We start from the raw sequence: 23,328 nt of genomic DNA on the forward strand, positions 1-23,328 counted from the left end.
TGGTTTGCATCCTGCACGCATTCACGGGTGATGTCCCGGCTCCCATAAGCTGGTCAGGTGACTCTATCCCTCTGGCTTTCCCTGCTCGGTGCGTCCGCGCTCATCAGCTTCACCCCGGGCGCCGGTGCCATCAACACCATGACCAATTCGCTGAACTCGGGCTTCAAGCGCTCCATCTGGGGGATCATGGGGCAGCAGGCGGCGCTACTGGTCCACGTGATTGTCGTTGCGGCGGGCGTGGGTTTGCTGGTTTCACGCTCCCCGGTGTTCTTCACCGGCATCCGCTATGCCGGCGCCGCGTACCTTATTTACCTTGGCGTACGGCTCATTCTTGCCAAGCCCCAGAGCCCCGACGAGATCGACATGCGCGGGCAGGAGTCGGCCGGCTCGATGTTCAGGCGCGGCCTGTGGGTGAACTTGCTCAACCCCAAGGCCATCGTCTTCTTCCTGGCCTTCACCCCCCAGTTCATCCGCCTGGACCAACCGGCACTTGGGCAGTACCTGGTGTTCATCACGACCATCGTGGTTGTCGACATCTTGGTCATGTGGTTCTTCTTCGCCGCCGCAGCGAAGAGCTTCAGCCGCTTCACTGCCACCGAACGCGGGCAAAAAATTCTGAATATGACATTCGGGACGCTGTTCATTTTCGTGGCCGCTTTGCTGGCCTTTATCCACTAGGCGGAAGCCTCGTTCGACTCTGTTGTGACCCATTGGACCTCTTACTTGGGTCTTCCGGGAACGCCGCGGGCCAAAGCCGCAGGGCACAATCCGATAACCTTCCACACTCGGCGTGTTTGAGCCTGTCACTAGGGGCGTCAGCTGTCCTAGACTAAAACCATGTTTCGGATAATGACAGTGTGCACAGGCAACACCTGCCGCTCCCCCATGGCGGAGTACATGCTGCGCACGGCACTCGACGACGCGGGAATCACCGATGTGACGGTTTCATCCGCCGGCACCAGCAATGGGGAAACTGGGGCCTCCATAGATCCGCGGGCCGCATCCATTCTGCAGTCCCACGGGATCAATCCCGAGGCACATCGGGCCGCCACCATCGACGCGGCCCAGCTCGCGGAGATCGACCTGCTGTTGGCCATGGACGAAGACCACTACGCGACCTTGGAAGGGTTGCTGCAGGCAGTTGCACCGGAGCAACGCCCCGCACTGCGCATGATGCGCTCCTTCGACACGTCATTCGCCACCTCCCCCCACGACGAACAGGGCATCTACGACCCGTGGTTCGGGGACTCGGCCGATTTCCGCCTTTGCTGGCAAATGATCCACGCTGCCATACCGGGAGTGCTCGACTACGTGCGCGCCCACACCATGCCTTCACGTGGCAACTAGCCCGGCGCTCATCCTTGGCATTGACGGTCGTTCCGGTGCAGGGAAGAGCACGCTCGCGGCCGAATTGGCCACCGAACTACGACGCCACCGCGAGGTAGCCGTCTTCCACCTCGAAGACATCTACCCCGGGTGGGACGGACTCGCCTCCGGGATGGACGCCTACGTCTCCGACGTCCTGGTCCCGTTGCGCCGCGGCGAAAACGCAACCTGGAACACCTGGGACTGGGCCGTCGGAACCCCCGGAGCGCCAAGTGCCCTCTCCCCCGCACCGGTGGTCATCATCGAGGGCGTAGGGGCCGGCTGCGCCGCGGCCAGGGAAATGCTCGATGCCCTGGTGTGGGTCGAGGTAGCCGACGAGACACGCAAGACGCGGGCCCTGAGCCGCGACGGGGAAACCTTTGCCGCGCACTGGGACCGCTGGGCCGACCAGGAAGAAACCTACCTCCGCGCCGATCCCGTCCCCGGCCATGCCCAGGTGGTGCTCGAGAACAGGGCCGACGGGAGCGCTCCCGGACATACGTTGCGGGCGCTGAAGGCCCTGCCCAAGTTCTACACCCTGTTGGCCCCCGAACGCGCGGAGGCCGCGGCCAGGCAACCGTTCCACCGCAGCCTCCCGGGAACCCCGGACACCGCGGCGCTTTTCACTGCCCTGTACGCAGACGATCGGCACGCCGTGCTGCTCGAATCCAGCAACCTTTCCTTCGCCGATCCCCGGCAGCGCAACCGCTTCAGCATCATGGCCGCTGCCGACACGGACGAAAGCGCGGTCCTGGAACACCGCCCGGGCACCGGGAGCCTCCAGGAGGGGACCGCCACGGCCAGGATCAACGGCGGTTTCTTCGAGTTCCTGGCGCAGCAATGGGACACCGGTTCGTTCCTGCCGGCCGCGGAGGAACTGCCCTTTGTTCCCGGGTGGCTGGGTTACCTGGGGTACGAGCTCAAGCGCGAAACCGGCGGCAGCGATCTCCGTCCGGATCCGGCCGCACCCGGCAGCATCGCCGACGCGGCCCTGATCCGCCCCTCGCAGGCTGTCATCCTGGACCACGGAAACAACACCGTGCACCTGTTGTGCTCGGCCGGCTCCGATCCCGAGGCCTTTGCCGAGCGTGTGCGCTCCGCGTTGGCGACACTGCCCGCGACCGTGCCCGAGCCCCCGGCATTGGTACCGGCCCCGTTGTTCGCGGTCCGCGACAACAGGCCGGGCTACCTGGCCAAGGTCCGTGCCGCCCAGGAACAGATCCGCCAGGGAAACAGCTACGAGGTCTGCCTCACCACGTCGCTGCACTCGGCCCGGGTGGCCTGCGACCCGTGGGAGAACTACCTGCGCCTGCGTGCCGCGAACCCCGCGCCGTTCGCCCACTACCTGCGTTTCGGCGACATGGCCGCGGCGAGCACCTCGCCCGAACGATTCATGTCGATCGGAGCCGACGGCTGGATGCGCGCCGAGCCCATCAAGGGCACCCGGCCCCGCGGCGCCACGCCGGAGGCCGACCAGGCACTGAAGGATGAGCTGGCGTCCTCGCCGAAGGACCGCGCCGAGAACATCATGATCGTCGACCTGCTGCGCAACGACCTCTCGCACTTCGCGGACCCGGCAACGCTCTCGGTCCCCCGGCTCTGTGCCATCGAGACCTACGCCACCGTGCACCAGATGGTGTCGACGATCGACGCCAGGCTGCTCCCCGGGGCCTCGCGCGCCGAGGCCATCGCCGCGGCGTTCCCCGCCGGCTCGATGACCGGCGCACCGAAGATCTCCACCATGGAGATCCTCGACGTGCTCGAGGACGGCGCGGCCCGCGGGCTCTACTCCGGTGCGGTCGGCTATTTTTCGGCCACCGGGGCCACCGACCTGTCGGTGGTCATCCGCACGCTCGTGATGGTCGGCGAACCGGGGACGGACCTGTGGAACCTCAGCCTCGGTGTGGGCGGTGCCATCACCGCCGATTCGTCGCCGCAGGAGGAGTGGGACGAGGTCCGCACCAAGGCCTTCGGCGTGCTGTCGGCACTGGGCTCGGTGTTCCCCGAGACCTCGGACTGACTCCCGGCGGGCGCGGGCGGCGCTTGGGTCGCCGCCCGTCGCCTCCCGTAGGTTATTGCAGTGTGGCCGAGAGCCGTGCGACGTTGTCGATCCAGCGGCTGAGCGGCCTGCGGCTCTTCCACTCGTCCAGGGTCAGCTCCACCGATTCGGCGCGGTAGCTGTCCTGCACCCGCATGAGCTCGGCCGCCATGTCCCGGCCCAGGAGCATCAGGGTGATCTCCAGGTTCAGCGAGAACGACCGCATGTCCATGTTCGAGGAGCCGAACACCGCGACCTCGTCGTCCACGACAAAACACTTGGAGTGCAACACGTCGGGGGCGCGGTAGCGGTAGATCCGCACACCCGCCTTGAGCAGCACCTCGTAGTAGGACTGCTGGGCCCGGTGGACCAGAAACTGGTCGCCCTTCTCGCAGACGAAGAGCTCCACCGCCACGCCGCGCTGGGCGGCCGTGGTGATCGCATACAGCAGGGAATCGTCGGGCACAAAGTAGGGGCTGGTGATGGAGAGCCGCTCGGTGGCCGAGTAGATCAGCGTGTTGAACAGCCGAAGGTTGTTCTCTGTCTCGAAGCCGGGCCCGCTGGGCACCAGCTGGCCGATCGCCTCGCCCGCGTTCGGGGCCTCGCGGATGGAGGACTCCTCGGCGGCGAGGTCCTGCAGCAGGTCCTCGTCGCTTTCCTGCGACCAGTCCGTTGCGAAGACCACGTCCAGGCTGGTGACCAGCGGCCCGCGGACCTTGGCCATCAGCTCGACCCACGTGCGGCCGAGCCGGTGCGAGGAAGCCCGCTTGTAGCCCGGCTCGATCAGGTTCTGGCTCCCGGTGAACGCCACCTGCCCGTCCACGACCATGATCTTGCGGTGGTTGCGCAGGTCCGGGCGCCGCCATTGGCGCTGGAACGGCGCCACCGGAAGCATCCGGCGCCACTGGATGCCGGCCTCGGTCATCCGCCGGGTCAGCGCCATGTAGCCCCTGACGCGGATGGTCCCGAGGTGGTCGAAGAGCACCCGGACCTTGACGCCGCGGGCCACAGCGCGTTCCAGGGCCTCGAGGATCGGGCTCACGTAGGTTTCGTCGTCTCCCACGATGTAGAACTGCACGTGGATGTAGCGCCGTGCCCTGTCGATCTCGCGGCGCATCTGGAGAAAGGAATCGGCGTAGCCGGTGATGAACTCGACGGCGTTTCCCTTTTGCAGCGGCAGCGCCCCGAGCGACTTGTTGAGCGCCACGGCGGAGAGCACCCAGTCCGGCGCATCGGGCACCACCTGCTCGCCGACCATGTGCTGGGTGTTTTCAAGGATCGATTCGTTGACGCGCTTTTGCCGAAGGATCCGCCGGCGCGAGAGCTTGGTGTTGGCAAAAAGCAGGTACAGCAGCAGGCCGACGACCGGGATGAAAAAGATGGCCAGGAGCCACGCCATGGCGGTCGTCGGGCGGCGGTTGCCCGGAACGATCCCGATCATGGTGATGCGGATGGCGATTTCCAGGGTGACGGCGACCGACCACAGGGCAGCGCCGACGGTGAGCGCACCGGTGCCGTCGTCCATGGGTTCCTCCTTGCCAGAGCCGCCATCGGGCCCATCCACCAGCCTACCTTCAGTGCCAGGTCCGGCCGCGAAACCCAGGCGGTGCCCGCGCCCGGATCCGCCGCAGGCACCCACTCACCGGTAACCTTTAACCATGACTGCACTTGTGTTCCTTGACCCCGATTTCCCCGCCGGCCGCATCGCCGATGCCTCGAAACCACAGCTCTCGGTGCTGGACCAGGGCGCCACCCGCGGGGACGGGGTTTTCGAATCCATGCTCTACACCGGCTCGGTGGTCCGCAAGATCGAGGCGCACCTGTCCCGCCTGCGGGTGTCGGCCGACGCCTGCGACCTGTCGATCCCCGCCGAGGAAGCCTGGCGTGCAGCCATTGCCACGGCCGTTGAGGTATTCGACGCAAGCACCCCGTGCGAGGAAGCCGTCGTGAAGCTGATCGCAACGCGCGGCACCGAGGGAACCGGCCACGGAACCTGCTGGGTCGTGGTCTCCGCGGCCCCCGAAATCGGGCGAGTCCAGCGCGAAAGCGGGGTCAGCGTGATCCTGCTCGACCGCGGCTACGACTCGATGGTCGCCGAGCGTTCGCCGTGGCTGCTGATGGGCGCCAAGACCCTTTCCTACGCCGTGAACATGGCGGCCCTGCGCCACGCCAAGAAGAACGGCGCCGACGACGTCATCTTCACCTCCAGTGACGGCATCGTCCTGGAAGGTCCGACCTCCACCGTGCTGCTGGCCCACCGCGACGGCGACATCAAGCGGCTGATCACCCCGACCCTGGAAACCGGCATCCTCCCCGGAACCACCCAGGGCGCAATCTTCGATGCTGCCAAGGCCGCCGGCTGGGAACTGGGCTACGGCCCGCTGACCCCCGAAAACCTCATGGACGCGGAAGGCGTTTGGCTGGTCTCCAGCGTTCGCCTGCTGACCCCGGTGAATTCCATCGACGGCGTCGGCATTGCCCGGGACGCGGAGCTTCACGCGGAGCTCACCGCCATGGTCAACTCGATCGGCTAAGGGCGGGCATGGGCAATGGATTCGCAGTGGTTCCGGCCGCCTACATTCTGCTGCTTCGCGGCGGCCGGGTCCTGCTGCAATTGCGGCAAAACACCGGCTTCATGGACGGGCATTGGGCCTGCGCCGCGGCCGGGCACGTGGAAGCCGGGGAATCGGCCCTCGATGCCGCGGTGCGTGAGGCCATGGAGGAAATCGGCGTTTCGATCTCGCCTGATGCCCTCACCCCGTTGACCACCCTGCACAGGACCAACGGCGGGACCAGGTTGTTGGACCAGCGCGTTGATTTCTTCTTCGCCTGCGACAGGTGGGAGGGTGATCCCGGCATCCGGGAACCGGAGAAATGCGCGGACCTGCGGTGGTTTGGCCTGGACGACCTTCCGGAGCTGATGCCACCCCATGAGCGCTATGTGCTCGAGGGGTTCCGCGAAGGAACCCTCGCACCGATCGCATCGCTCGGATTCGACGCCTAGCTTCACGCTGAGGCAACGCGGCCCGTCTGGATCCGGCGGCCAAACCGACAGGGGCCTTGGCCCGGGAAATCATGCCCGGGCCAAGGCCCCCTGTGGTTGGAACAGCTTGCTGGAACCGCGCGCGTTTAGGTCCAGACGAGGTTCCAGGTGCCCGTGAGCACCGCACCGAGAATCGCCGCGGTGCCGAGCAACAACCCGAAGATCACGATCCAGAGATCGCGCGCGGTGAAGACCGAATCGCGCACCCAGGTCCGTGCCGACGTGCCGAACCCCTTGGCCTCCATGGTCACGGCAAGGCGCGAGGCACGACGGATGGCCTGAACCAGCAGCCCGAAGACCTGCCCCAGGTTCGCCCGCACGCGTTGGCCGAGCGATCCGCGGCTTCCCACGCCGCGGGCCCTGCGGGCCATGCCCAGGGTCGTCCATTCCTCGATCAGCAGCCCCAGCAACCGCATACCGGCCAGCGCCCCGAGGACAAAGCGGTGCGGCAGTTTCGCTTTTTGCGCCAGGGCATTGGCAAGGTCGGTGGGGTCGGTGGTGAACAGCACCAGCACGGCCGGCACGGCGACTGCGAAGGCACGCAATCCGGTGGCGGCACCCGCGGCGGCCGAACCCTCGGTGATGGTGAAGATCCCCAGGTTCAGCAGCACATCCCCGGAATCGTTGCCCACCAGGGCGGTGCCCCAGGCGGCAAAGATCGCGGCCAACAGCAGCGGCCAGGCCCGGGAGAGGAACCGCCCCAGCGAAAGCCCCGCCAGCGGCAGGAGCAACACCGTCGCCACGACAACCAACCCGCTGCTGACCCAGTCCATGCTGGCAACCAGCGGGATGGTCGCCAGACCCACGGCCAGCAACTTGGACAGCGGGTTTGCCTTGCCCAGGAAACTGGCACCGCCGCGCGCATCGGCTTCCAGCAATCCGGTGCGGCCCTCAACGTTTCCGGCTTTGCGTGGTTCGGCGCTGATGAAGAATTCCTCGGCGCCCAAGGCCCTGGCAAAGTCCACGTCGTGGGTCACCGCAATGATCGCCGTGCCGCGGGCCAGCTCCTCGCGCAACAGCATGGCCAGTTCCCGCCAGGTGTTTGCGTCCTGTCCGAAGGTCGGCTCGTCGAGGATCAGGATGGCCGGGCTGGATGCCAGCACAGTGGCCACCGACAACCGCCGCTTTTCGCCGCCCGAAAGGGTGAACGGGTTCGCCTCGGCAAGGTGCTCGAGCCGAAGCCGCTGCAGGAGTTCGTCGACCCGCTGCTCGATGGCCCCGTCGTCGAAGAGCGGTTCCCTGGTTCCGGGTTTCACCGCGTGCCTTGGCCCGAAGGCCAGTTCCTCGCGGACCGTGGCGGCCACGAACTGGTGCTCCGGTTCCTGGAAGACCGAACCGATGCGGCCGACCAGCTCGGTTGCACGCCAGTTGTAGGGGCGGGCCTCGGTGCCGTCGGCAAGGTCGCCGGTGGCCAGCAGGACGCCCGAGGCCTGCGGCAGGAGTCCGCCCAGGGTCAGCGCAAACGTCGATTTGCCGGCGCCGTTGGCCCCGCGGATGCACCAGGCGTTGCCGCCCGTGATGCGGAGGTCCAGGTTGCCGGCGGCAACCGATCCGCCCTTTTTCCGGGTGACCGACAGGTCCTTTGCCTCCAGCAAGACGGGGGCGCCCGCCGGGGCCGAATTGATGGCCCCGATCGACGGCGAGTACCCGGGCACCCAGACGCCGGCCGCGACGAGTTCATCGCGCACCGGGCCCGGGGCAAAGAGCAGCTCCGGGCTCCCGTCGTGCGACACTCCCCCGCCGGGTTCCAGCACGATGACCCTGTCCATGTGCGGCGCCCAGGCATCGAGGCGGTGTTCGACGATCAGCAGCGTTGCCCCGGTGGAATCCAGCGCCCTGATGACCGCATCGCGGACCTCAAGGACCCCGGCCGGGTCAAGGTTTGCCGTGGGTTCGTCAAGCAGCACAAGTCCCGGTCCCATGGCAAGGATTCCGGCAAGGGCCAGCCGTTGCTTTTGCCCGCCCGAAAGCGCGCTGGTCGGATGATCCAGCGGAACTTCCAAACCAACCGCGTCGAGTGCCTCGACGATCCGTCGCTGGATCTCTGCGGGCGGCACCGACAGGTTCTCGGCGCCAAAGGCCACGTCGTCCCCGACCCGGGCCTGGACCACTTGGGTTTCGGGATCCTGCTGCATGAGCCCCACCAGCCCGCGGCCCTCGGACGCGGGTCGGCCGTCGAGCAGGAGCTCACCCGAGGAATATGCCTCGTCGTCTTCGTGGAGGACGCCGGCCAGGGCGTAGAGGAGCGTTGATTTGCCGGCACCGGAGGCGCCCGCCAACAGCACGCGTTGCCCCGCGGGAATCTCCAGGTCAAGTCCCCACAGTGCCGGGTTGGTCCGGTCGGCGTGGCGCCACCCCCAGTCCTTGGCGGTGACCGATACTGCTGCACCGTGCTTGTTCGGCAACGAGGTGCCGGATCCTTGGTGCAGCGTTGAAGGGGTGTTCATGGGTTCGGGCTTCCTAGCCGAATGTTGGTTCGGTTGCCGCCTTGCGGCTGGCCAATGCTCCCAGTGCACCGGTCTTGGCCAGGGCGCGGGTGGCGTAGAAGGACAGCAGGCCCGCAATGACCAGGCCGGAGACGGTCATGAAGGCGACGTAGGTCAGCTGCATGGCCACGGTGTACTCGGGGAACCAGCGGAAGATGAAAGCGTCGTTGATGCCGCCGAACAGGCCAGTGGCTGCGCCGGCCAGCAGTGCCACGGGCAGGTTCCAGCGGCGGTAGCGGAACGCGGCGAAGACGGCTTCGGCGCCGAGGCCCTGGACCAGACCGGAAGCCAATACCGTCAACCCGAATTCCGAGCCCAGCAGCGAGCTCACCATTGCCGCGACAAGTTCGCAGAAGAGCGCGGCTCCGGGCTTGCGGATGATGAGCGCTCCCAGGACCGCGGGGAACAGCCACATGCCCGCAACCAGTGCGGAGGATGGCGGGAATGCGAGGAACAGGAAATCCAGGACGTGGTGGGTGTTGTTCCAGGCCCAGAAGATGACGCCCGAGGACACCGCGATGACCGCGGCAATGACGATGTCGACGACACGCCAGGAACTGGTCTTGGGTGCTGCGCTGCTTTGGCCGTTGCGGCCTTCGATGGTGCTCATGATGATGATCCTCCTTGGATACAAGGAGGGGAGGGAATGCGTTTTTCTCAGCGCACCCCTGAGAACTCGACTTCCTTCGCCGGTACTAGCCGGGGCAGGTTCGAGGGTCTGCGGTTTTCCGCACTCTCAGCGCCTCGGCATGGCCTAAACCGTGCGGCGCTCCCCTGTCGTAAATGTTTCAGTCCTGTCATGCTACCGCAGGCTATGCTGGTGCAGGTACCGTTGCCGCAACATATTGGGAGTACCCGTGAACAGCATGATGAAACTAGTTGGCCCGCTGATCTCCATCGCCGCGGGATTCCTTGGCGGGAAAATCGTCGACAAGCTGTGGGTCGGGTTTACGGGCCAGCAGCCGCCCAAGCACGGGAACAAGGAAGCCCAAGCCGAGGCCACCATGCGCCAGGCCATCGGGTTTGCCCTCCTTTCGGCAGTCACCGCGGCGCTGATCCAGGTGCTCACCGACCGTGGCACCCAAAAGGCGATTGCAAAGTTCACAAAGAACTCGTAACTTACTGACTTCTAGGACCCGAAGATTCTTCTTCGGGTCCTTTGTCTTGCGCAGAAGCCTATGGGTCCGGCTGTCGCGAATCGGTGCCACCGGAGCCGACTCGTCGTCGGGATGTGCTTTATCCACCAAACGGGGTTGGCAGTCACGCCCCACGCGACAAGACGGAGGAGCACCCTAGGGTGCCCCTCCGTGGAGTCTGCCGGACGGGCCGGCGTTACCCGCCATCCCGGCTATGCTTGTTCCGCCTAGGACAGCTCGGCACAGAGGTCCCGTTGTGTCCCGGAAGCACTGAGCAGAGTAGTACGGCCGTCATCGAGGTCGAAGGTGAAGACGATGCGTCCCGTGTACTGGATTGCTGACGGCGCTTCTACGCCAGGAACATTAGAGGCATCCGGAGGCGGAAACAGGATCAGGCCGGTGCTTCCCCTCGACGTGATGGTCACGACGTTTTCAGCGTCGGGGGCCGACGTGTGCTCGGACGTTCCGTTGGTTTCGAAGGACACGGATTTCCCGGTGTCCGCGTTCGTGTAGGTCAGCAGATAGCCCTTGCCCGAGATGATCTGGCTGCCGTTTGCGAATGTCTTGATGCGCGCCTTGGCGCCGGTCCCGGCAATCCCCAGCGCAAAATCACAGGCAGCCCCGGCGGGAACCACCACCCCAGGCGGAAAGTCCGGCCGGGGCGGCGGAGGTGCGGCGACAGCTGCCGACGATACGGCGAGCAGTGCGGAGGTAAGCAGGGCAGCAGGTGCAATTCGACGAACGGTGGTGCGGTTCATGGGTCTCTCCGTTGTTCGGGGGGCCGTTGCAATAACCTGGCAGCCGGGCCCATGGAAACCTTGGGTTCCGAGGCCCTGGCATGCCCCAAAGTCAATCTCAGCGACAGTTCCCCTACAAGGGTGAGATGTACTCGTTTTTTTGTTTTCCCACGTGCTGGATCCAGCAAATGCACCCTACAAGCACTGAACTCCAAGTCATTGACTGGTACCACAGCTGTCCGGGACTTGGAGCGTCACTGCCTCGCCGCCGATGACGGTCTGGGGCATTTGTTTTCAGTTGCGGCTGGTCGCCGAAGACCAGCTGCATCCGCACTTAGTCCATGAAGTCGGTGCGGTCCGTGGGCGGGTTCTCGCCCTGGTCCCGGCTTTCGCGCCTGCCCGCTTCCTCGACCACCGTGGCCAGTTCGTCGGCGACAAGCGTGTCGCGCTTGAGGTGGCGGGTGCGGTAGCCGGCGCGGCCGACCATGTGCGCCGAGACCGGCGCGGTGAGCAGCTGGACGATCCAGGCCAAGAGCAGCACCGGGACCACGGCCCAGCTGCGGAGCTCCAGTCCCAGCGCGGAAAGCAGCAGGAACAGGCCCAGCACCTGCGGCTTGGTCGCCGCGTGCATGCGTGAAAGCAGGTCCGGGAAGCGGAGCAAGCCGATGCCCGCGGCGAGGGACATCAGGCACCCCAGGATCATGAAGACGCCGGCGACAATGTCGATGATCGTGTCGTGCATCAGGCGTTCCTTCGATCCGTGACATAGCGGGAAACCGTGACCGAGCCGATGAACCCGACGAGGCAGGCCAGGACCACGAACACCAGGTTGTTGGTGTGCTTGTTCACCGTCATCTCAAGGCACAGCGCCGCCGAAACGATCAGCAGCAGCACGTCGGTGGCGATGACGCGCTCGAGGATCGAGGGTCCCTTGACCAAGCGGATGATGGCCAGGAAAGCGGATACCGAAAGAATGGTCCCGCAAATCCACAAAACTACGCTCATCGCGTCCCTTCCTTGCCGGTTGCGGCGCTCCGTGTTTCGGCATTCAATGCGGCCAGTTCGTCCTTGCTGCCCATGATGCGGATCAGCTTGGCCTCGAGGTCCAGCACCTCGGTGCGCGCCCTGTCGACGCCGGCCTGGTCCTTGACGTTCAGCACGTGCAGGTAAAGCGTGGATGAGCGCCTGTCCACCTCCACCACGAAGGATCCCGGCACCAGCGTCAGGGCATGCCCCACCGCGGTGACCATCAGGTCCGATTCGGTGCGCAGCGACACGGCAACCACGGCGCTCTTGGTCTCCGGCCCGCGGAACACCGCAAGGAACATGACCTCGAAGCTTGCACGCACGACGTCCCACAGGAACGACACCGCAAAGGCGAGGGCCCGCAGCACGTTGAAGCGGCCCGACAGGATCACCGGCGGCAGCTGGAAGAGGTTGACGACGATCAGCGAGAGCAGCAGCCCGAACACCAGGTTCCCCGGCGCGAAGTCCTGCCACAGGGCGCCCCACACCAGGACCATCCAAACCAGCAGCGGGAGTTCCTGGCGCAGCGTGGCGCGCTGGCGCTTGCCGCTTTCGTTCTTGGCATCGCTCAGGCGCTGCTGTGGACTCATGGCGAGACCTCCGTCGTCGATCCGAGCACTGCCTCGATGTAGTTGCCGTTGTCCATGATCTGGGAAGCGGATCTGTCGCTGAACTCGAAGATCGGTCCGGCGAAGACGGTCAGCGCCAGGCCCACCAGGACCAGCGCGGCCGTCATGGCGACCATGCCGTTGGGTAGCAGCGCGGTGTCGCCCCGGTCGCTGTAGCGGCTGGCGGGTTCGTCCGCGACGATGTCGTAGGTGGCCCCGCGGGCGCCGTGCACGCCGACCAGCAGCAGCGGGTCGGGGTCGGTGGCGTCCTCGGCCTTGCGCCAGAACGCCCTGTTCCACACGCGTGCGACGGCCAGCAGCGTCAGCAGCGAGGTGAGCAGCGAAACGCCGATCAGCGTCCAGGCCAGCGGCGTGCCGGCCTCGGCGCCGCCCTGGACCAGCCCCAGCTTGCCCAGGAAGCCGGAGAACGGCGGGATGCCGCCGAGGTTCATGGCGGGGATGAAGAAGAGCAGCGCAAGCACCGGGGAGATCTTGGCCAGCGAACCGAGCCTGTCGATGTTCGAGGTGCCGCCGCGGCGTTCGATCAGGCCCACCACCAGGAACAGCGAGGTCTGGACCACGATGTGGTGCGCCACGTAGTAGATCGTCGCGGCCATGCCCAGCTGGTTGCCCAGCGAGACACCGAAGATCAGGAAGCCGATGTGGCTGGTCAGCGTGAAGGAGAGCATGCGCTTGATGTCCGTCTGCGCCACGGCGCCCAGGATTCCCACCAGCATGGTGAGCCCGGCCGCGACCATCAGCAGCGTCGAGAGCTTGTTCCCGGGGAACAGCAGCGTCTCGGTGCGGATGATCGCGTACACGCCGACCTTGGTCAGCAGGCCCGCGAACACCGCGGTCACCGGGGCCGGGGCTGTCGGGTAGGAGTCCGGAAGCCAGAAGGACAGCGGGAACACCGCGGCCTTGATGCCGAAGGCGACCAGCAGCATCACGTGCAGCACCATCTGGGTGCCCTCGGAAACCTGCGGCAGCTTCACCGCCAGGTCGGCCATGTTCACGGTGCCGGCGGCCGCGTAGATCATCGCGATCGAGATCAGGAAGAGCAGCGAGGAGGCCACGGAGACCACCACGTAGGTGGTGCCGGCGCGGATGCGCGCGTTGGTCCCGCCCAGGGTCAGCAGCACGTAGGAGGCGGTCAGCAGGATCTCGAAGCCCACGTAGAGGTTGAAGAGGTCCCCGGCCAGGAAGGCGTTGGACACGCCCGCGACCAGGATCAGGTAGGCCGGGTGGAAGATCGATACGGGACCGTCCTCGTCGCCGTCGGCCATGCCCTGGCTGGTGGCGTAGAGCAGCACGGCCAGCGAGACGATGGTGGAGACCACCAGCATGAACGCGGAGAACCCGTCGACCACCATCGAGATGCCGAACGGCGGGGCCCAGCCGCCCAGGGTGACGGAGTACGTCCCGCCGTTCCAGACGGTGGCGAGCATCCAGGATTCCAGGGCCAGCGTGAACACCAGGACCCCGATGGTGACAAGCCGCTGCGAACGCTTGTGGCGGCGCAGGATGAAGGCCAGCGCGGCGCCGAAGATCGGCAGCGCGACGGCAAGCGGTGCAAAGGACACCGCGGTGAGCGGGGCATCGATCATGCGCGGGCCTCCCCCGGGTCGGTGTTCGTCTCGGTGTTGGATGCGAGGACCGCTTCATCGCCCTCGAACTCGGTGGTGTCCTCGGGGACCGGCGAGTCTTCCTCGAAGTCGAAGGGCGACTGCTGGGAGACGCGCAGGTCCTCGTCGTCGTCGGCGACCACGTCGGCCCGGGAGATGACCCAGGACCTGTAGATGATGCCGAGCATGAACGCCGTCACCGCGAAGGTGATGACGATCGCGGTGAGGATCAGCGCCTGCGGCAGCGGGTCCGAGTACTCCGCCGGGTCGGTGCCCTTTTCGTAGAGCGGGGCCAGGCCGCTGCGCCCGCCCGTGGAGAGCATCAGCAGGTTCACCCCGTTGCCCAGCAACACGATGCCCAGCAGCACCCGGGTCAGGCTGCGTTCGAGCAGCAGGTAGATGCCCACCGCAAAGAGCACGCCCATCACTATGAGCAATGTGACATTGGTACTCATCGTCCCACTCCCGTGTCGGCGTCAGATACTTGGTCGTGCAGGTCGGTGGGGCTGCGGCCCTCGGAGCGCTCGTCGATCTCGGAGCCGAGCGAGCGCAGCACGTCGATGACCAGCCCGATGACCACCAGGTACACCCCGATGTCGAAGATCGTGGAGGTCACGAACTTGTGCGTGCCAAAGAGCGGCAGCGTGAACTCGAAGGCGGCGGAGGTGAACATCTGCAGGCCGAAGAGCAGCGGCGCCACGGCCGTCAGCGAGGCCAGGCCCAGCCCGACGCCCATCATGGTGCCGGGGCTGATCGGGGTCGATTCGGCGAGCTCCACGCGCCCGCCGGCCAGGTAGCGCATGGTCAGCGCCAGGCCGGCCAGCAGGCCGCCGGCAAAACCGCCGCCGGGGGTGTTGTGCCCGGTGAGCAACAGGTAGAGCGAGGCCAGCAGGATGGTGTGGAAGAGCAGCCGGGTGACGACCTCGAAGGTGATCGAGCGGCGCTCCGGGGCCAGCGTGTGGCCGGCGACCAGCCAGGAGTCGTGCGTGGAACGTGCGAAGTTCCGGGCCACGGCCAGCCCGGCCTTGCTGCGCCCGTGGCTGCCGATGGCCTCGGAGCCGAGGTCCACCGACCCGGTGGCGACGGCCGAGGCCCGCAGGCGCGAGTCCCCGCGTCCGCGCACGAAGATCAGCGAGGCGACGCCCGTGGCGGCCGCGGCCAGCACGGTGATCTCGCCGAAGGTGTCCCAGGCGCGCATGTCCACGAGCGTCACGTTCACGATGTTCTTGCCGGCGCCGCCCGTGTAGGCCAGCTCCGGGTAGGCCAGCGAGATCGGCTCGGCGATGCGCGAGGCCATGGCCGTCGCGGCGATGTACACCATGGAGGCGCCGAAGCCGATGCCGATCAGGGCGCGGCCCAGCCGGTGCCCGGTGGGGTTCTTGGCCCAGATCTCGACGGGCAGCGCGCGCAGCGCCAGCACGAAGGCGACCAGCACGATGGTCTCCACCAGCAGCTGGGTCACCGCGAGGTCCGGGGCGCCCTGCAGGGCGAAGATCGCGGCCATGCCGTAGCCGGTGACCGAGACCATGAGCACCGCCAGGAAGCGGCGGTCGGCCTGCACCGCGCCGATGGCACCAATGATGATGATCAGCCCGATCACCAGCTGCGCCGGGGAATCGAAGGCGACGAAGTTGCCGGGTGCCGGGGTGGTGAACCAGACCGAGACGAACGTCGGGACCACCAGCGCCACGGTCAGGATCACGACCAGGTAGAAGGAGAGCGAGCCTCGCTGGGTCCGGCCGGTGAGCCAGATCGCCAGGTTGTCCACGCCATTGACCAGGTGCTTGTAGTCGCGGTCGGCATCCAGCAGCGCCGGGACCTTGGACTGGACGGCAAAGACCCTTTCGCGGGCCAGGAACAGCCCGGCGCCGGCGAGCATGGTCAGCACGCTCAGCCCCAGAGCCGGGGTGAAGCCGTGCCAGAGTCCCAGGTGGATGGGGTGTGCGGCGGCCGGGAAGAGGCCCACGTAGGGGTCGATGATGTCCTCGAGCACGCCGGGCACCCAGGCGAAGACCACCGTGGCGACGGTGAGCACCAGCAGCGGGGCCAGGAAGAGCGCCGGGACCTTCGGGAAGGGCGTGGGTGCCAGGCCCTGCTTGGTGGCGAACCCGCCCCAGAGGAAGCGCGCGGAGTAGGCGAAGGTCATGATCGTGCCGAGCACCACGCCGACCAGCAGCAGCGTGCCCGTGGTTCCGTTGTCGGCCGCGTACTCGAGCAGCGCCTCGTAGACCGATTCCTTGGCGACGAAGCCCAGCAGCGGCGGGAAGCCGGCCATCGAGGCCGCGGCAAGCGCCGCGACAACGAAGAGCAGTGGGGAGCTCCTGTAGAGCCCGGAGAGCTGGTGCAGGTCGCGGGTTCCGGCCTTGTGGTCGATGATGCCGACCACCAGGAAGAGCGTCGCCTTGAAGAAGCCGTGCGCCAGCATCATGGCCATGCCCGCCAGCGCCGCGTTCGCGCCGCCCAGACCCAGGATGAGGATCAGGAAGCCGAGCTGGGAGACGGTTCCGTAGGCCAGCACCAGCTTCAGGTCGTGCTGCTTCAGGGCGCGCCAGCCGCCGATCAGCAGCGTCGCCAGGCCCAGGACCAGCAGCATCGGCTCCCAGAACGCGGTCTGGTTGAAGCCGGGCGCCAAGCGCGCCACCAGGTAGACGCCTGCCTTGACCATCGCGGCGGCGTGCAGGTAGGCCGAGACCGGGGTGGGCGCGGCCATGGCCCCGGGAAGCCAGAAGTGGAAGGGCACCAGGGCCGACTTGGAGACGGCGCCGACCAGGACCAGGAGGATCGCCACGTCGATGAACGTGCCCATCGAGACGAGGTCGGGGGCCATGGCCATGATCTCGGAGATGCGGTAGGTGCCTGCGGCCTGGCCCAACATGACCAGGCCCACGAGCATGGTCAGCCCGCCGAACGTGGTCACGATCAGCGCGGTCAGCGCCGAACGCCGGGCGCTCATGCGGGTGCGGTTGAAGCCGATCAGCAGGTAGGAAAGGATCGTCGTCAGTTCCCAGAAGATGAACATCAGGATCATGTCATCGGCCGTCACCAAACCGAACATGGCGCCGGCGAAGGCCAGCAGCTGGGCGCCGAAGGTGCCGATGTTCGCTTCTTCGCTCTTGAAGTACCTGGCGCAGTAAAACAGCACCAGGGCCCCGACGCCGAGCACCAGCAGGCAAAGGATTGCTGCGAGAGCGTCCATCCGGAAATCCAGGTGGGTGTTCAGCGGCCCGATCCACTCGTAGAGCTCGGAGGGAGGCGCGTTGGGGAGCCCGCTCGCGGCCGACTGTTGTGCGTTGGTGAAGGACGGGAAGTTGCCCAAGAGCCATACGAAGGCGATGGCAGGAACGGCCGCCAGGACGTAGAACGTTGAACGACCCAGTTTCCGGAAGATCAGCGGAGCAATTCCGGCCACGGCAAAGAGCGCGAACAGGACGAGGAGCACAGTATCTCCTGAGGTCGGCGCGGCCAGGATCCTGGCAACAAGTGGTCAATGTATGGCTTTTAACCCTACCAGCCGAGCCCTTCTCCCCCGTGCCCGACCGCGCCCCAACGACCCTTTTCAGGCGCGGGAATACTGCGGGCCCGAACGGTGTTAACCCGGCCCGACAAGGTCGGTGCGCGACACGGAAGCCGTCATGGCGCAGCATCGTTAACCCGGCGGAAGCCGGAAGCGGTTACGATGCAGCCATGAGCGAGTATTCCGTCGGGACGCCGGACCCGGCCATCAAACCCAAAGTTGTCAATAAAACCACGCTGGCGTGGGCTTCTTGGGACTGGGGCTCGGCCGCGATCAACGCGGTGATGACAACCTTTGTCTTCACGGTCTACCTGACGAGCGAGCTGTTCGGCGACAAGGACGCGAACTCCGTGGTGCTGGGCAACGCCCTGGCCATAGCCGGGTTCGCCATCGCGCTGCTGGCCCCCGTCATGGGGTTGCGCTCCGATGCGGGCGGCCGCCGGCGTTTCTGGCTCGGCGTCAACACCGTGATTGTCGCGGTACTCACGGCTGCCTGCTTCTTCGTCTTCCCCGAACCGCGCTTCCTGGTCCTGGGTGTCACGCTCATCGCCCTCGCCTCGGTCTTTGCCGAGTTCGCCGGGGTGAACTACAACGCCATGCTGCCGCAGATCTCCACCCCCGCGACCATCGGCAAGGTCTCGGGTTTCGGTTGGGGAATGGGCTACCTCGGCGGCATCGTGGCCCTGGCGATCGTCCTGTTCATGCTCGTCACACCGATCTTCCCGTGGGCAGGTGCCTCCGAGGAAAATGCGCTGAACCTGCGCCTGGTTGCGGTGTTCTCGGCGGTGTGGTTCATGGGCTTCGGGTTGCCGGTACTTTTTGCCGTCCCGGAAATTCCGGGCACCGCGGGTGGCCCCCGCTTCACGGTGCTACAGTCCTACAAGGAACTCTTCTACCGCGTGGTGGCTCTTGCCCGCGCCGACCGCCACACCGTCTACTTCCTGATCTCCAGCGCCGTGTTCCGCGACGGGCTGGCCGCGGTCTTCACCTTCGGCGGCGTCATTGCCGCGGGCACCTTCGGGTTCCCGCTGACCCAGGTGATCATCTTTGCCATTGTCGGAAACGTCGTTGCGGCGATCGGCGCCATGCTCGGCGGCTGGCTCGATGACAAGGTCGGCCCGAAGAACGTCATCGTCACCTCGTTGATCGGACTCGTTGTTGCCGGCCTCGGGGTCTTCTTCTCCCCCGACGCCACGGGATTCTGGATCTTCGGGTTGATGCTTTGCCTGTTCGTGGGGCCCGCGCAGTCCTCCAGCCGGGCCTTCCTGGCTCGGCTGGCACCGGCCGGGCAGGAGGGTGAGCTCTTCGGACTGTACGCCACCACCGGCCGCGCGGTGAGCTTCCTGGCGCCGTTCCTGTTCGCGACATCCATCGCGCTGGCAAAGCCGTTCGTCGACGACGCGCAGCGCTACGGAATCCTTGGCATCATCCTGGTCCTGCTGCTGGGCCTGGCGTTGCTGTTGCCGGTGCGCGCGCCCCGTCGTCTGGGCGTGGAGCAGCTCGCCTGACCGGGTGTCATGGCGCTCCCGATCGGGCCCCGGCTACTGACACCGGCTTAACCGCCGTGGTTCGATGGGACCATGAGCGCACACACCCCCGTGACAGTGACCGTGACAGGAGCGGGCGGACAGATCGGCTACGCCCTGCTTTTCCGCATAGCCTCCGGCGCCATGTTGGGCCCGGACACACCGGTGCGCCTGCGGCTGCTTGAAATCCCGGCCGGCCTCAAGGCCGCCGAGGGAACCGCCCTTGAACTGCAGGACTGCGCCTTCCCTGCCCTGCGCTCGATCGATGTCACCACCGACGTTTCCGCCGGGTTCGAGGGGACGAACATCGCCCTGCTGGTCGGGGCGCGCCCGCGCGGCCCGGGCATGGAACGCGGGGACCTGCTGCAGGCCAACGGCGCAATTTTCGCGCCGCAGGGTGCCGCCATCAATGCCCGGGCCGCCAACGACGTGAAGGTGCTGGTGGTCGGCAACCCGGCCAACACCAACGCGCTCATTGCCTCGGCGCACGCACCCGACGTCCCGGACGAACGGTTCACCGCCCTGACGCGCCTTGACCACAACCGGGCGCTTGCGCAACTGGCGCTGACACTTCAGGTGCCGGTCAGCGCGATCGGCAACGTCACCATTTGGGGAAACCATTCGGCCACGCAGGTTCCCGACATCGCACACGGCACCGTCACGGATTCCCACGGGGTGACGCGGGCCCTTCCCGAGGCACTTGCGGCGGTGTTGGGCAGTCCCGGTGAGGTCGAGGCCTGGCTGGATGAAACTTTCATTCCCCGGGTGGCCAAGCGCGGCGCCGAGATCATCGAGGTCAGGGGCTCTTCCTCGGCGGCATCGGCCGCGGCCGCGGCGGTGGACCACGTGCACGACTGGGTGCTGGGCACCGGATCTTCCTGGACGTCCGCCGCCCGGGTTTCCGACGGCTCCTACGGGGTCGAGCCGGGGCTGGTCAGCTCGTTCCCGGTGCGCAGCAACAACCAGGCCTGGGAGATCGAGCAGGGGCTGGCGGTTTCACCCGCGGTGCAGGCACGCATCGACAAGTCGGTCCGCGAGTTGCAGGACGAGCGCGACATGGTCCGAAGCCTCGGGCTGATCCCCTAGCCGGCTCCGTGCCGTCCAGTCCTGACCGTGGATCGCAAATGCCGACGACGATTAAGCAGCGAATGCCCGGACCAGGTGGTCCGGGCATTCGGCAAGGCGTACTAGTTTTCCAGCGTCGTCCGGTGGAAGTTCAGGTGGCTGCGCGAGGCGGTGGGCCCGCGCTGGCCCTGGTAGCGGTTGCCGTAGGCACCGGAGCCGTAGGGGTGCTCGGCCGGGGAGGAAAGCTTGAAGAAGCAGAGCTGCCCGATCTTGGATCCGGGCCAGAGCTTGATCGGGAGCGTTGCCATGTTGGAAAGCTCCAGGGTCACGTGGCCGGAGAACCCGGGGTCGATGAATCCCGCGGTGGAGTGGGTCAAAAGGCCGAGCCGGCCGAGCGAGCTCTTGCCCTCGAGGCGCGCAGCGATGTCGGTCGGCAGCGTGACGGTTTCGTAGGTCGAGCCAAGCACGAATTCACCGGGGTGCAGGATGAACGGCTCGTCGGGCTCGACCTCCACCAGGCGGGTCAGCTCCGGCTGGTCCAGTGCCGGGTCGATGTGGGCGTACTTGTGGTTATCGAAGAGCCGGAAGAACCGGTCGATCCTCACGTCAACGCTTGCCGGCTGAACCATCGCCGGGTCGAAGGGGTCCAGCTTAATACGGTCGGCCGCGAGTTCGCGTCGAATATCACCATCAGAAATCAGCACAACACCCAAAATATCCCATTTACCGCTCCTGTCAGGCATTGGCAACGTGGTTGTGCCGTAGATGACCCCGCCGCAGGATCCCTCCCACACCATGCAGGGGGTGGTCGCGCAAGGATTATCCAAGGTTCAGCGGTTATCCTGAAACTGTTCCTTGGTGTTTCAGTTCGTGAAAGGGCATCGTGTCTTCGTTTCGTCTTGGCGTTCCCGCGCTCCTGCTGGGCGTCAGCCTGCTGGTTTCCGGCGTCGCCGCAGCTCCGGCGGCCATGGCTGCCCCGGGCACCCCTTCGGTTGGCTCGGAGAAACAGCCCAAGGCGCCCACCGCGAATGAGCTCACCAAGGACCCGGCCTCGCTGCTGGTTTTGGTCAACCGCGACAACGCCCTGAAGCCGGCAAACTACAAGCCCAAGGATCTCCGCACGGTCGCGGGCAGCGACTCGCAACTGCGTGACGAGGCGGCCACGGCGTTGGAAAGCCTGCTCGATGCCGCCCGCAAGGATTCCCTTTCACCGACGGTCCTGAGCGCCTACCGTTCCTACGACCGACAGGCTGCCCTCTTCAACCAGTACAAGGCGCGCTACGGGGTCGAGTTCGCAACCCGCATTTCGGCTCCCGCGGGCACCAGCGAACACCAGCTTGGACTCGCAACGGACTTAGGATCGCGCAACACGGCCTGTGACCTGAAGGCCTGCTTCGGTGACACGCCCGAAGGCAAGTGGCTGGCCAAGAACGTCGAACGCTTCGGCTTCATCGTTCGCTATCCCGCCGACGGCGAAAAGGTCACCGGCTACAAGCACGAGCCCTGGCACCTTCGCTACATCGGAGTCGATCAGGCACTGGCCATGAAGGCAGCCAAGGCCACGACCTTCGAGGAATACCACGCGAGCTTGGTCAAGGCCACGAAGGTGAAGCCGTTGACCGCCGAGGAAATGAAGCAGCAACGCGAGTCCCTGCTGATCCTGCGTTTCCTTCCCCCGTACCGCGACTGGTCCATCGGCTACGACTTCGCCCGCTGACCTCCGGGGCAATTCGACACGGAGCGGCGCTTGCCCTGCCGCAAGGCGTCAGCCATCGTCGGAAACATGTTGCACAGACTGTTTTAGGCATGGCTAAAAAACGCTACTCTTTAGTCATGCCTAAAAATAATTTCGGCGCCGCCGTCGCCGCCGAAACAACCCACGCATCGACGGCGCTGCCGTCATCCCGGCGCCTCCTCTGGTTGCTTGGCCCGGCCCTGGTCGCAGGCGTCGCCTACCTGGATCCCGGCAACGTTGCGGCAAACATGAGCGCCGGCGCCCAATACGGGTACCTGCTGGTGTGGGTGGTTGTCAGCGGCAACGTGATGGCATGGCTGGTCCAATACCTTTCGGCCAAGCTGGGCGTGGTCACGGGCATGTCCCTTCCCGAGGCGCTGCGCGACCGCTTCGGGACCCGCGCGGGCAGGATCGCCTACTGGCTGCAGGCCGAGGCGGTCGCCATGGCCACCGACATCGCAGAGGTCATCGGCGGGGCCGTGGCCCTGTACCTGCTCTTTGACCTGCCGCTGTTGCTCGGTGGATTGATCACCGGCGTGATCTCCATGGGCCTTCTCTTGGTGCAGACCCACAAGGGCCCCTGGGTCTTCGAACGCATCGTGATTGCACTGCTGCTGATCATCGCCGTCGGGTTCTGCGCCGGGGTCGTGATCGCACCGCCCGAGGCCTCCAGTCTGGCCAGCGGACTGGTTCCGCGCTTCGCCGACGCCAACTCGGTGCTGTTGGCCGCGTCGATTCTCGGGGCAACGATCATGCCCCATGCCATCTACGCGCACTCCTCGCTAGCCCGCGACCGCTTCGGCCGGGCCCCGAGCCAGCTCAGCATTCCCCGCCTGCTGAAGGCGACACGCTGGGACGTCTCGATCGCCATGCTCATCGCGGGGTCGGTCAACGTGGCCATGTTGCTGCTGGCAGCCGTCAACCTCTCCGGGATCGAGGGAACCGACTCGCTGGAGGGAGCCCACGCCGCACTTGAGACTGCGCTGGGCCCGGTCATCGCCACGCTCTTCGCCGTGGGCCTGCTGGCCTCCGGCCTGGCCTCGACGGCCGTTGGCGCCTACGCCGGGGCCGAGATCATGGACGGGCTGCTGCACCGGCGCATCTCCATCGTCGTCCGCCGGCTCATCACCCTCACGCCCGCGCTGATCATCCTTGCCGCGGGCGTCGATCCGACATTCGCCCTGATCCTGAGCCAGGTCGCGCTGTCCTTCGGCATCCCGTTTGCGCTGATCCCCCTGGTGAACCTCACGGCCCGCCGCAGCGTCATGGGCCACCACGCCAACAAGTGGTTCACCACCGCCGCGGGCATGCTGGTTTCAGCGTTGCTGATCGCGTTGAACGTAGTCCTGATCGTGCTGACCATTCGCGGTTAGGCCACCGAGCCGAAGCCACGGGGAAGAACGAGATGAACCTTTCCGACGACA

The 23,328-nt window shown here is 66.3% G+C and carries 21 protein-coding genes and 1 riboswitch; of the genes, 10 read left to right on the plus strand and 11 right to left on the minus strand.

What is annotated here, in order from left to right:
• Positions 1 to 57: 57 nt before the first annotated feature.
• The 3 genes from ACFY5D_RS07505 to ACFY5D_RS07515 all read left to right on the plus strand — a co-directional run bounded on the left by ACFY5D_RS07505 (position 58) and on the right by ACFY5D_RS07515 (position 3,385).
• Positions 58 to 678 carry a LysE family transporter gene (locus ACFY5D_RS07505; RefSeq protein WP_387527145.1) on the plus strand — a complete coding sequence of 207 codons (621 nt, stop codon included), beginning with the start codon at positions 58 to 60 and terminating at the stop codon, positions 676 to 678.
• A gap of 171 nt (positions 679 to 849) precedes the next feature.
• Positions 850 to 1,347: a low molecular weight protein-tyrosine-phosphatase gene (locus tag ACFY5D_RS07510; protein ID WP_387527148.1), complete on the plus strand. Its 498-nt coding sequence runs from the start codon at positions 850 to 852 to the stop codon at positions 1,345 to 1,347.
• Positions 1,337 to 3,385 carry a chorismate-binding protein gene (locus ACFY5D_RS07515; protein ID WP_387527151.1) on the plus strand — a complete coding sequence of 683 codons (2,049 nt, stop codon included), beginning with the start codon at positions 1,337 to 1,339 and terminating at the stop codon, positions 3,383 to 3,385. Before ACFY5D_RS07510 ends, ACFY5D_RS07515 begins: the two co-directional genes overlap by 11 nt.
• Before the next feature lie 52 nt (positions 3,386 to 3,437).
• Here the strand turns inward: ACFY5D_RS07515 and cls are convergent, their stop codons facing one another.
• Positions 3,438 to 4,928, minus strand: coding sequence for a cardiolipin synthase (gene cls, locus ACFY5D_RS07520; RefSeq protein WP_387527153.1), 1,491 nt, complete (start codon positions 4,926 to 4,928; stop codon positions 3,438 to 3,440).
• A 133-nt stretch (positions 4,929 to 5,061) separates the two neighbouring features.
• On the opposite strand from cls, the gene ACFY5D_RS07525 reads away from it, so the two are divergent.
• On the plus strand, positions 5,062 to 5,937 hold the full coding sequence (locus ACFY5D_RS07525) for an aminodeoxychorismate lyase (RefSeq protein WP_387527155.1): 876 nt from the start codon (positions 5,062 to 5,064) through the stop codon (positions 5,935 to 5,937).
• Positions 5,938 to 5,945: 8 nt separating this feature from the next.
• Positions 5,946 to 6,407, plus strand: coding sequence for an NUDIX domain-containing protein (locus ACFY5D_RS07530; RefSeq protein ID WP_387527157.1), 462 nt, complete (start codon positions 5,946 to 5,948; stop codon positions 6,405 to 6,407).
• A 125-nt stretch (positions 6,408 to 6,532) separates the two neighbouring features.
• Here the strand turns inward: ACFY5D_RS07530 and ACFY5D_RS07535 are convergent, their stop codons facing one another.
• Positions 6,533 to 8,893: an ATP-binding cassette domain-containing protein gene (locus ACFY5D_RS07535; RefSeq protein WP_387527159.1), complete on the minus strand. Its 2,361-nt coding sequence runs from the start codon at positions 8,891 to 8,893 to the stop codon at positions 6,533 to 6,535.
• Positions 8,894 to 8,906: 13 nt separating this feature from the next.
• Positions 8,907 to 9,542 (minus strand): ECF transporter S component, encoded by a 636-nt coding sequence (locus ACFY5D_RS07540; protein WP_387527162.1) that lies wholly within the window; start codon positions 9,540 to 9,542, stop codon positions 8,907 to 8,909.
• Positions 9,543 to 9,596: 54 nt separating this feature from the next.
• Positions 9,597 to 9,718: riboswitch (TPP riboswitch) on the minus strand.
• Positions 9,719 to 9,798: 80 nt separating this feature from the next.
• On the opposite strand from ACFY5D_RS07540, the gene ACFY5D_RS07545 reads away from it, so the two are divergent.
• Positions 9,799 to 10,050: a DUF4235 domain-containing protein gene (locus ACFY5D_RS07545; protein WP_387527165.1), complete on the plus strand. Its 252-nt coding sequence runs from the start codon at positions 9,799 to 9,801 to the stop codon at positions 10,048 to 10,050.
• 245 nt (positions 10,051 to 10,295) lie between these two features.
• Here the strand turns inward: ACFY5D_RS07545 and ACFY5D_RS07550 are convergent, their stop codons facing one another.
• From ACFY5D_RS07550 to ACFY5D_RS07580, 7 genes are all read right to left on the minus strand, one after another.
• On the minus strand, positions 10,296 to 10,826 hold the full coding sequence (locus ACFY5D_RS07550; RefSeq protein ID WP_387527168.1) for a hypothetical protein: 531 nt from the start codon (positions 10,824 to 10,826) through the stop codon (positions 10,296 to 10,298).
• A 313-nt stretch (positions 10,827 to 11,139) separates the two neighbouring features.
• The gene (mnhG, locus tag ACFY5D_RS07555) at positions 11,140 to 11,547 is read right to left on the minus strand and encodes a monovalent cation/H(+) antiporter subunit G (RefSeq protein WP_387527171.1); all 408 of its coding nucleotides are present in this window, start codon (positions 11,545 to 11,547) and stop codon (positions 11,140 to 11,142) included.
• The gene (locus ACFY5D_RS07560; RefSeq protein WP_209999345.1) at positions 11,547 to 11,810 is read right to left on the minus strand and encodes a monovalent cation/H+ antiporter complex subunit F; all 264 of its coding nucleotides are present in this window, start codon (positions 11,808 to 11,810) and stop codon (positions 11,547 to 11,549) included. The genes mnhG and ACFY5D_RS07560 overlap by 1 nt, the downstream gene beginning before the upstream one ends.
• Positions 11,807 to 12,421, minus strand: a complete 615-nt coding sequence (locus tag ACFY5D_RS07565; protein ID WP_387527175.1) for a Na+/H+ antiporter subunit E — start codon at positions 12,419 to 12,421, stop codon at positions 11,807 to 11,809. The genes ACFY5D_RS07560 and ACFY5D_RS07565 overlap by 4 nt, the downstream gene beginning before the upstream one ends.
• A complete protein-coding gene (locus ACFY5D_RS07570) occupies positions 12,418 to 14,046 on the minus strand; it encodes a Na+/H+ antiporter subunit D (RefSeq protein ID WP_387527178.1) in 1,629 nt (542 codons plus the stop codon). Before ACFY5D_RS07570 ends, ACFY5D_RS07565 begins: the two co-directional genes overlap by 4 nt.
• Positions 14,043 to 14,519 carry a Na(+)/H(+) antiporter subunit C gene (locus ACFY5D_RS07575; protein WP_387527181.1) on the minus strand — a complete coding sequence of 159 codons (477 nt, stop codon included), beginning with the start codon at positions 14,517 to 14,519 and terminating at the stop codon, positions 14,043 to 14,045. Before ACFY5D_RS07575 ends, ACFY5D_RS07570 begins: the two co-directional genes overlap by 4 nt.
• Positions 14,516 to 17,503, minus strand: coding sequence for a Na+/H+ antiporter subunit A (locus tag ACFY5D_RS07580; RefSeq protein ID WP_387527184.1), 2,988 nt, complete (start codon positions 17,501 to 17,503; stop codon positions 14,516 to 14,518). The genes ACFY5D_RS07575 and ACFY5D_RS07580 overlap by 4 nt, the downstream gene beginning before the upstream one ends.
• Before the next feature lie 245 nt (positions 17,504 to 17,748).
• Here ACFY5D_RS07580 and ACFY5D_RS07585 point away from each other — a divergent pair, with 245 nt between their 5' ends.
• Together ACFY5D_RS07585 and ACFY5D_RS07590 are read left to right on the plus strand one after the other, a co-directional pair.
• Positions 17,749 to 19,086, plus strand: coding sequence for an MFS transporter (locus tag ACFY5D_RS07585; RefSeq protein ID WP_387527187.1), 1,338 nt, complete (start codon positions 17,749 to 17,751; stop codon positions 19,084 to 19,086).
• 72 nt (positions 19,087 to 19,158) lie between these two features.
• Positions 19,159 to 20,190 carry a malate dehydrogenase gene (locus tag ACFY5D_RS07590; RefSeq protein WP_387527189.1) on the plus strand — a complete coding sequence of 344 codons (1,032 nt, stop codon included), beginning with the start codon at positions 19,159 to 19,161 and terminating at the stop codon, positions 20,188 to 20,190.
• A gap of 101 nt (positions 20,191 to 20,291) precedes the next feature.
• On the opposite strand, the gene dcd is transcribed toward ACFY5D_RS07590, so the two are convergent.
• On the minus strand, positions 20,292 to 20,873 hold the full coding sequence (gene dcd / locus ACFY5D_RS07595; RefSeq protein ID WP_387527192.1) for a dCTP deaminase: 582 nt from the start codon (positions 20,871 to 20,873) through the stop codon (positions 20,292 to 20,294).
• A 179-nt stretch (positions 20,874 to 21,052) separates the two neighbouring features.
• Between dcd and ACFY5D_RS07600 the strand changes: the two genes are divergently transcribed.
• On the plus strand, positions 21,053 to 21,886 hold the full coding sequence (locus tag ACFY5D_RS07600) for a D-alanyl-D-alanine carboxypeptidase family protein (protein ID WP_387527195.1): 834 nt from the start codon (positions 21,053 to 21,055) through the stop codon (positions 21,884 to 21,886).
• Positions 21,887 to 22,002: 116 nt separating this feature from the next.
• Positions 22,003 to 23,277 carry an Nramp family divalent metal transporter gene (locus ACFY5D_RS07605; protein WP_387527198.1) on the plus strand — a complete coding sequence of 425 codons (1,275 nt, stop codon included), beginning with the start codon at positions 22,003 to 22,005 and terminating at the stop codon, positions 23,275 to 23,277.
• The last annotated feature ends 51 nt before the right edge of the window (positions 23,278 to 23,328 follow it).

It is taken from the genome of Paeniglutamicibacter sp. NPDC012692 (genome assembly GCF_042901625.1).
GTDB lineage: Bacteria > Actinomycetota > Actinomycetes > Actinomycetales > Micrococcaceae > Paeniglutamicibacter.

Coding starts and splice junctions, on each gene's coding strand:
- ACFY5D_RS07510 (WP_387527148.1), top strand. CDS start 850: ATGACAGTGTGCACAGGCAACACCTGCCGCTCCCCCATGGCGGAGTAC.
- cls (WP_387527153.1), bottom strand. CDS start 4,928: ATGGACGACGGCACCGGTGCGCTCACCGTCGGCGCTGCCCTGTGGTCG.
- ACFY5D_RS07525 (WP_387527155.1), top strand. CDS start 5,062: ATGACTGCACTTGTGTTCCTTGACCCCGATTTCCCCGCCGGCCGCATC.
- ACFY5D_RS07530 (WP_387527157.1), top strand. CDS start 5,946: ATGGGCAATGGATTCGCAGTGGTTCCGGCCGCCTACATTCTGCTGCTT.
- ACFY5D_RS07535 (WP_387527159.1), bottom strand. CDS start 8,893: ATGAACACCCCTTCAACGCTGCACCAAGGATCCGGCACCTCGTTGCCG.
- ACFY5D_RS07540 (WP_387527162.1), bottom strand. CDS start 9,542: ATGAGCACCATCGAAGGCCGCAACGGCCAAAGCAGCGCAGCACCCAAG.
- ACFY5D_RS07545 (WP_387527165.1), top strand. CDS start 9,799: ATGATGAAACTAGTTGGCCCGCTGATCTCCATCGCCGCGGGATTCCTT.
- ACFY5D_RS07550 (WP_387527168.1), bottom strand. CDS start 10,826: ATGAACCGCACCACCGTTCGTCGAATTGCACCTGCTGCCCTGCTTACC.
- mnhG (WP_387527171.1), bottom strand. CDS start 11,547: ATGCACGACACGATCATCGACATTGTCGCCGGCGTCTTCATGATCCTG.
- ACFY5D_RS07560 (WP_209999345.1), bottom strand. CDS start 11,810: ATGAGCGTAGTTTTGTGGATTTGCGGGACCATTCTTTCGGTATCCGCT.
- ACFY5D_RS07565 (WP_387527175.1), bottom strand. CDS start 12,421: ATGAGTCCACAGCAGCGCCTGAGCGATGCCAAGAACGAAAGCGGCAAG.
- ACFY5D_RS07570 (WP_387527178.1), bottom strand. CDS start 14,046: ATGATCGATGCCCCGCTCACCGCGGTGTCCTTTGCACCGCTTGCCGTC.
- ACFY5D_RS07575 (WP_387527181.1), bottom strand. CDS start 14,519: ATGAGTACCAATGTCACATTGCTCATAGTGATGGGCGTGCTCTTTGCG.
- ACFY5D_RS07585 (WP_387527187.1), top strand. CDS start 17,749: ATGAGCGAGTATTCCGTCGGGACGCCGGACCCGGCCATCAAACCCAAA.
- ACFY5D_RS07590 (WP_387527189.1), top strand. CDS start 19,159: ATGAGCGCACACACCCCCGTGACAGTGACCGTGACAGGAGCGGGCGGA.
- ACFY5D_RS07605 (WP_387527198.1), top strand. CDS start 22,003: ATGCCTAAAAATAATTTCGGCGCCGCCGTCGCCGCCGAAACAACCCAC.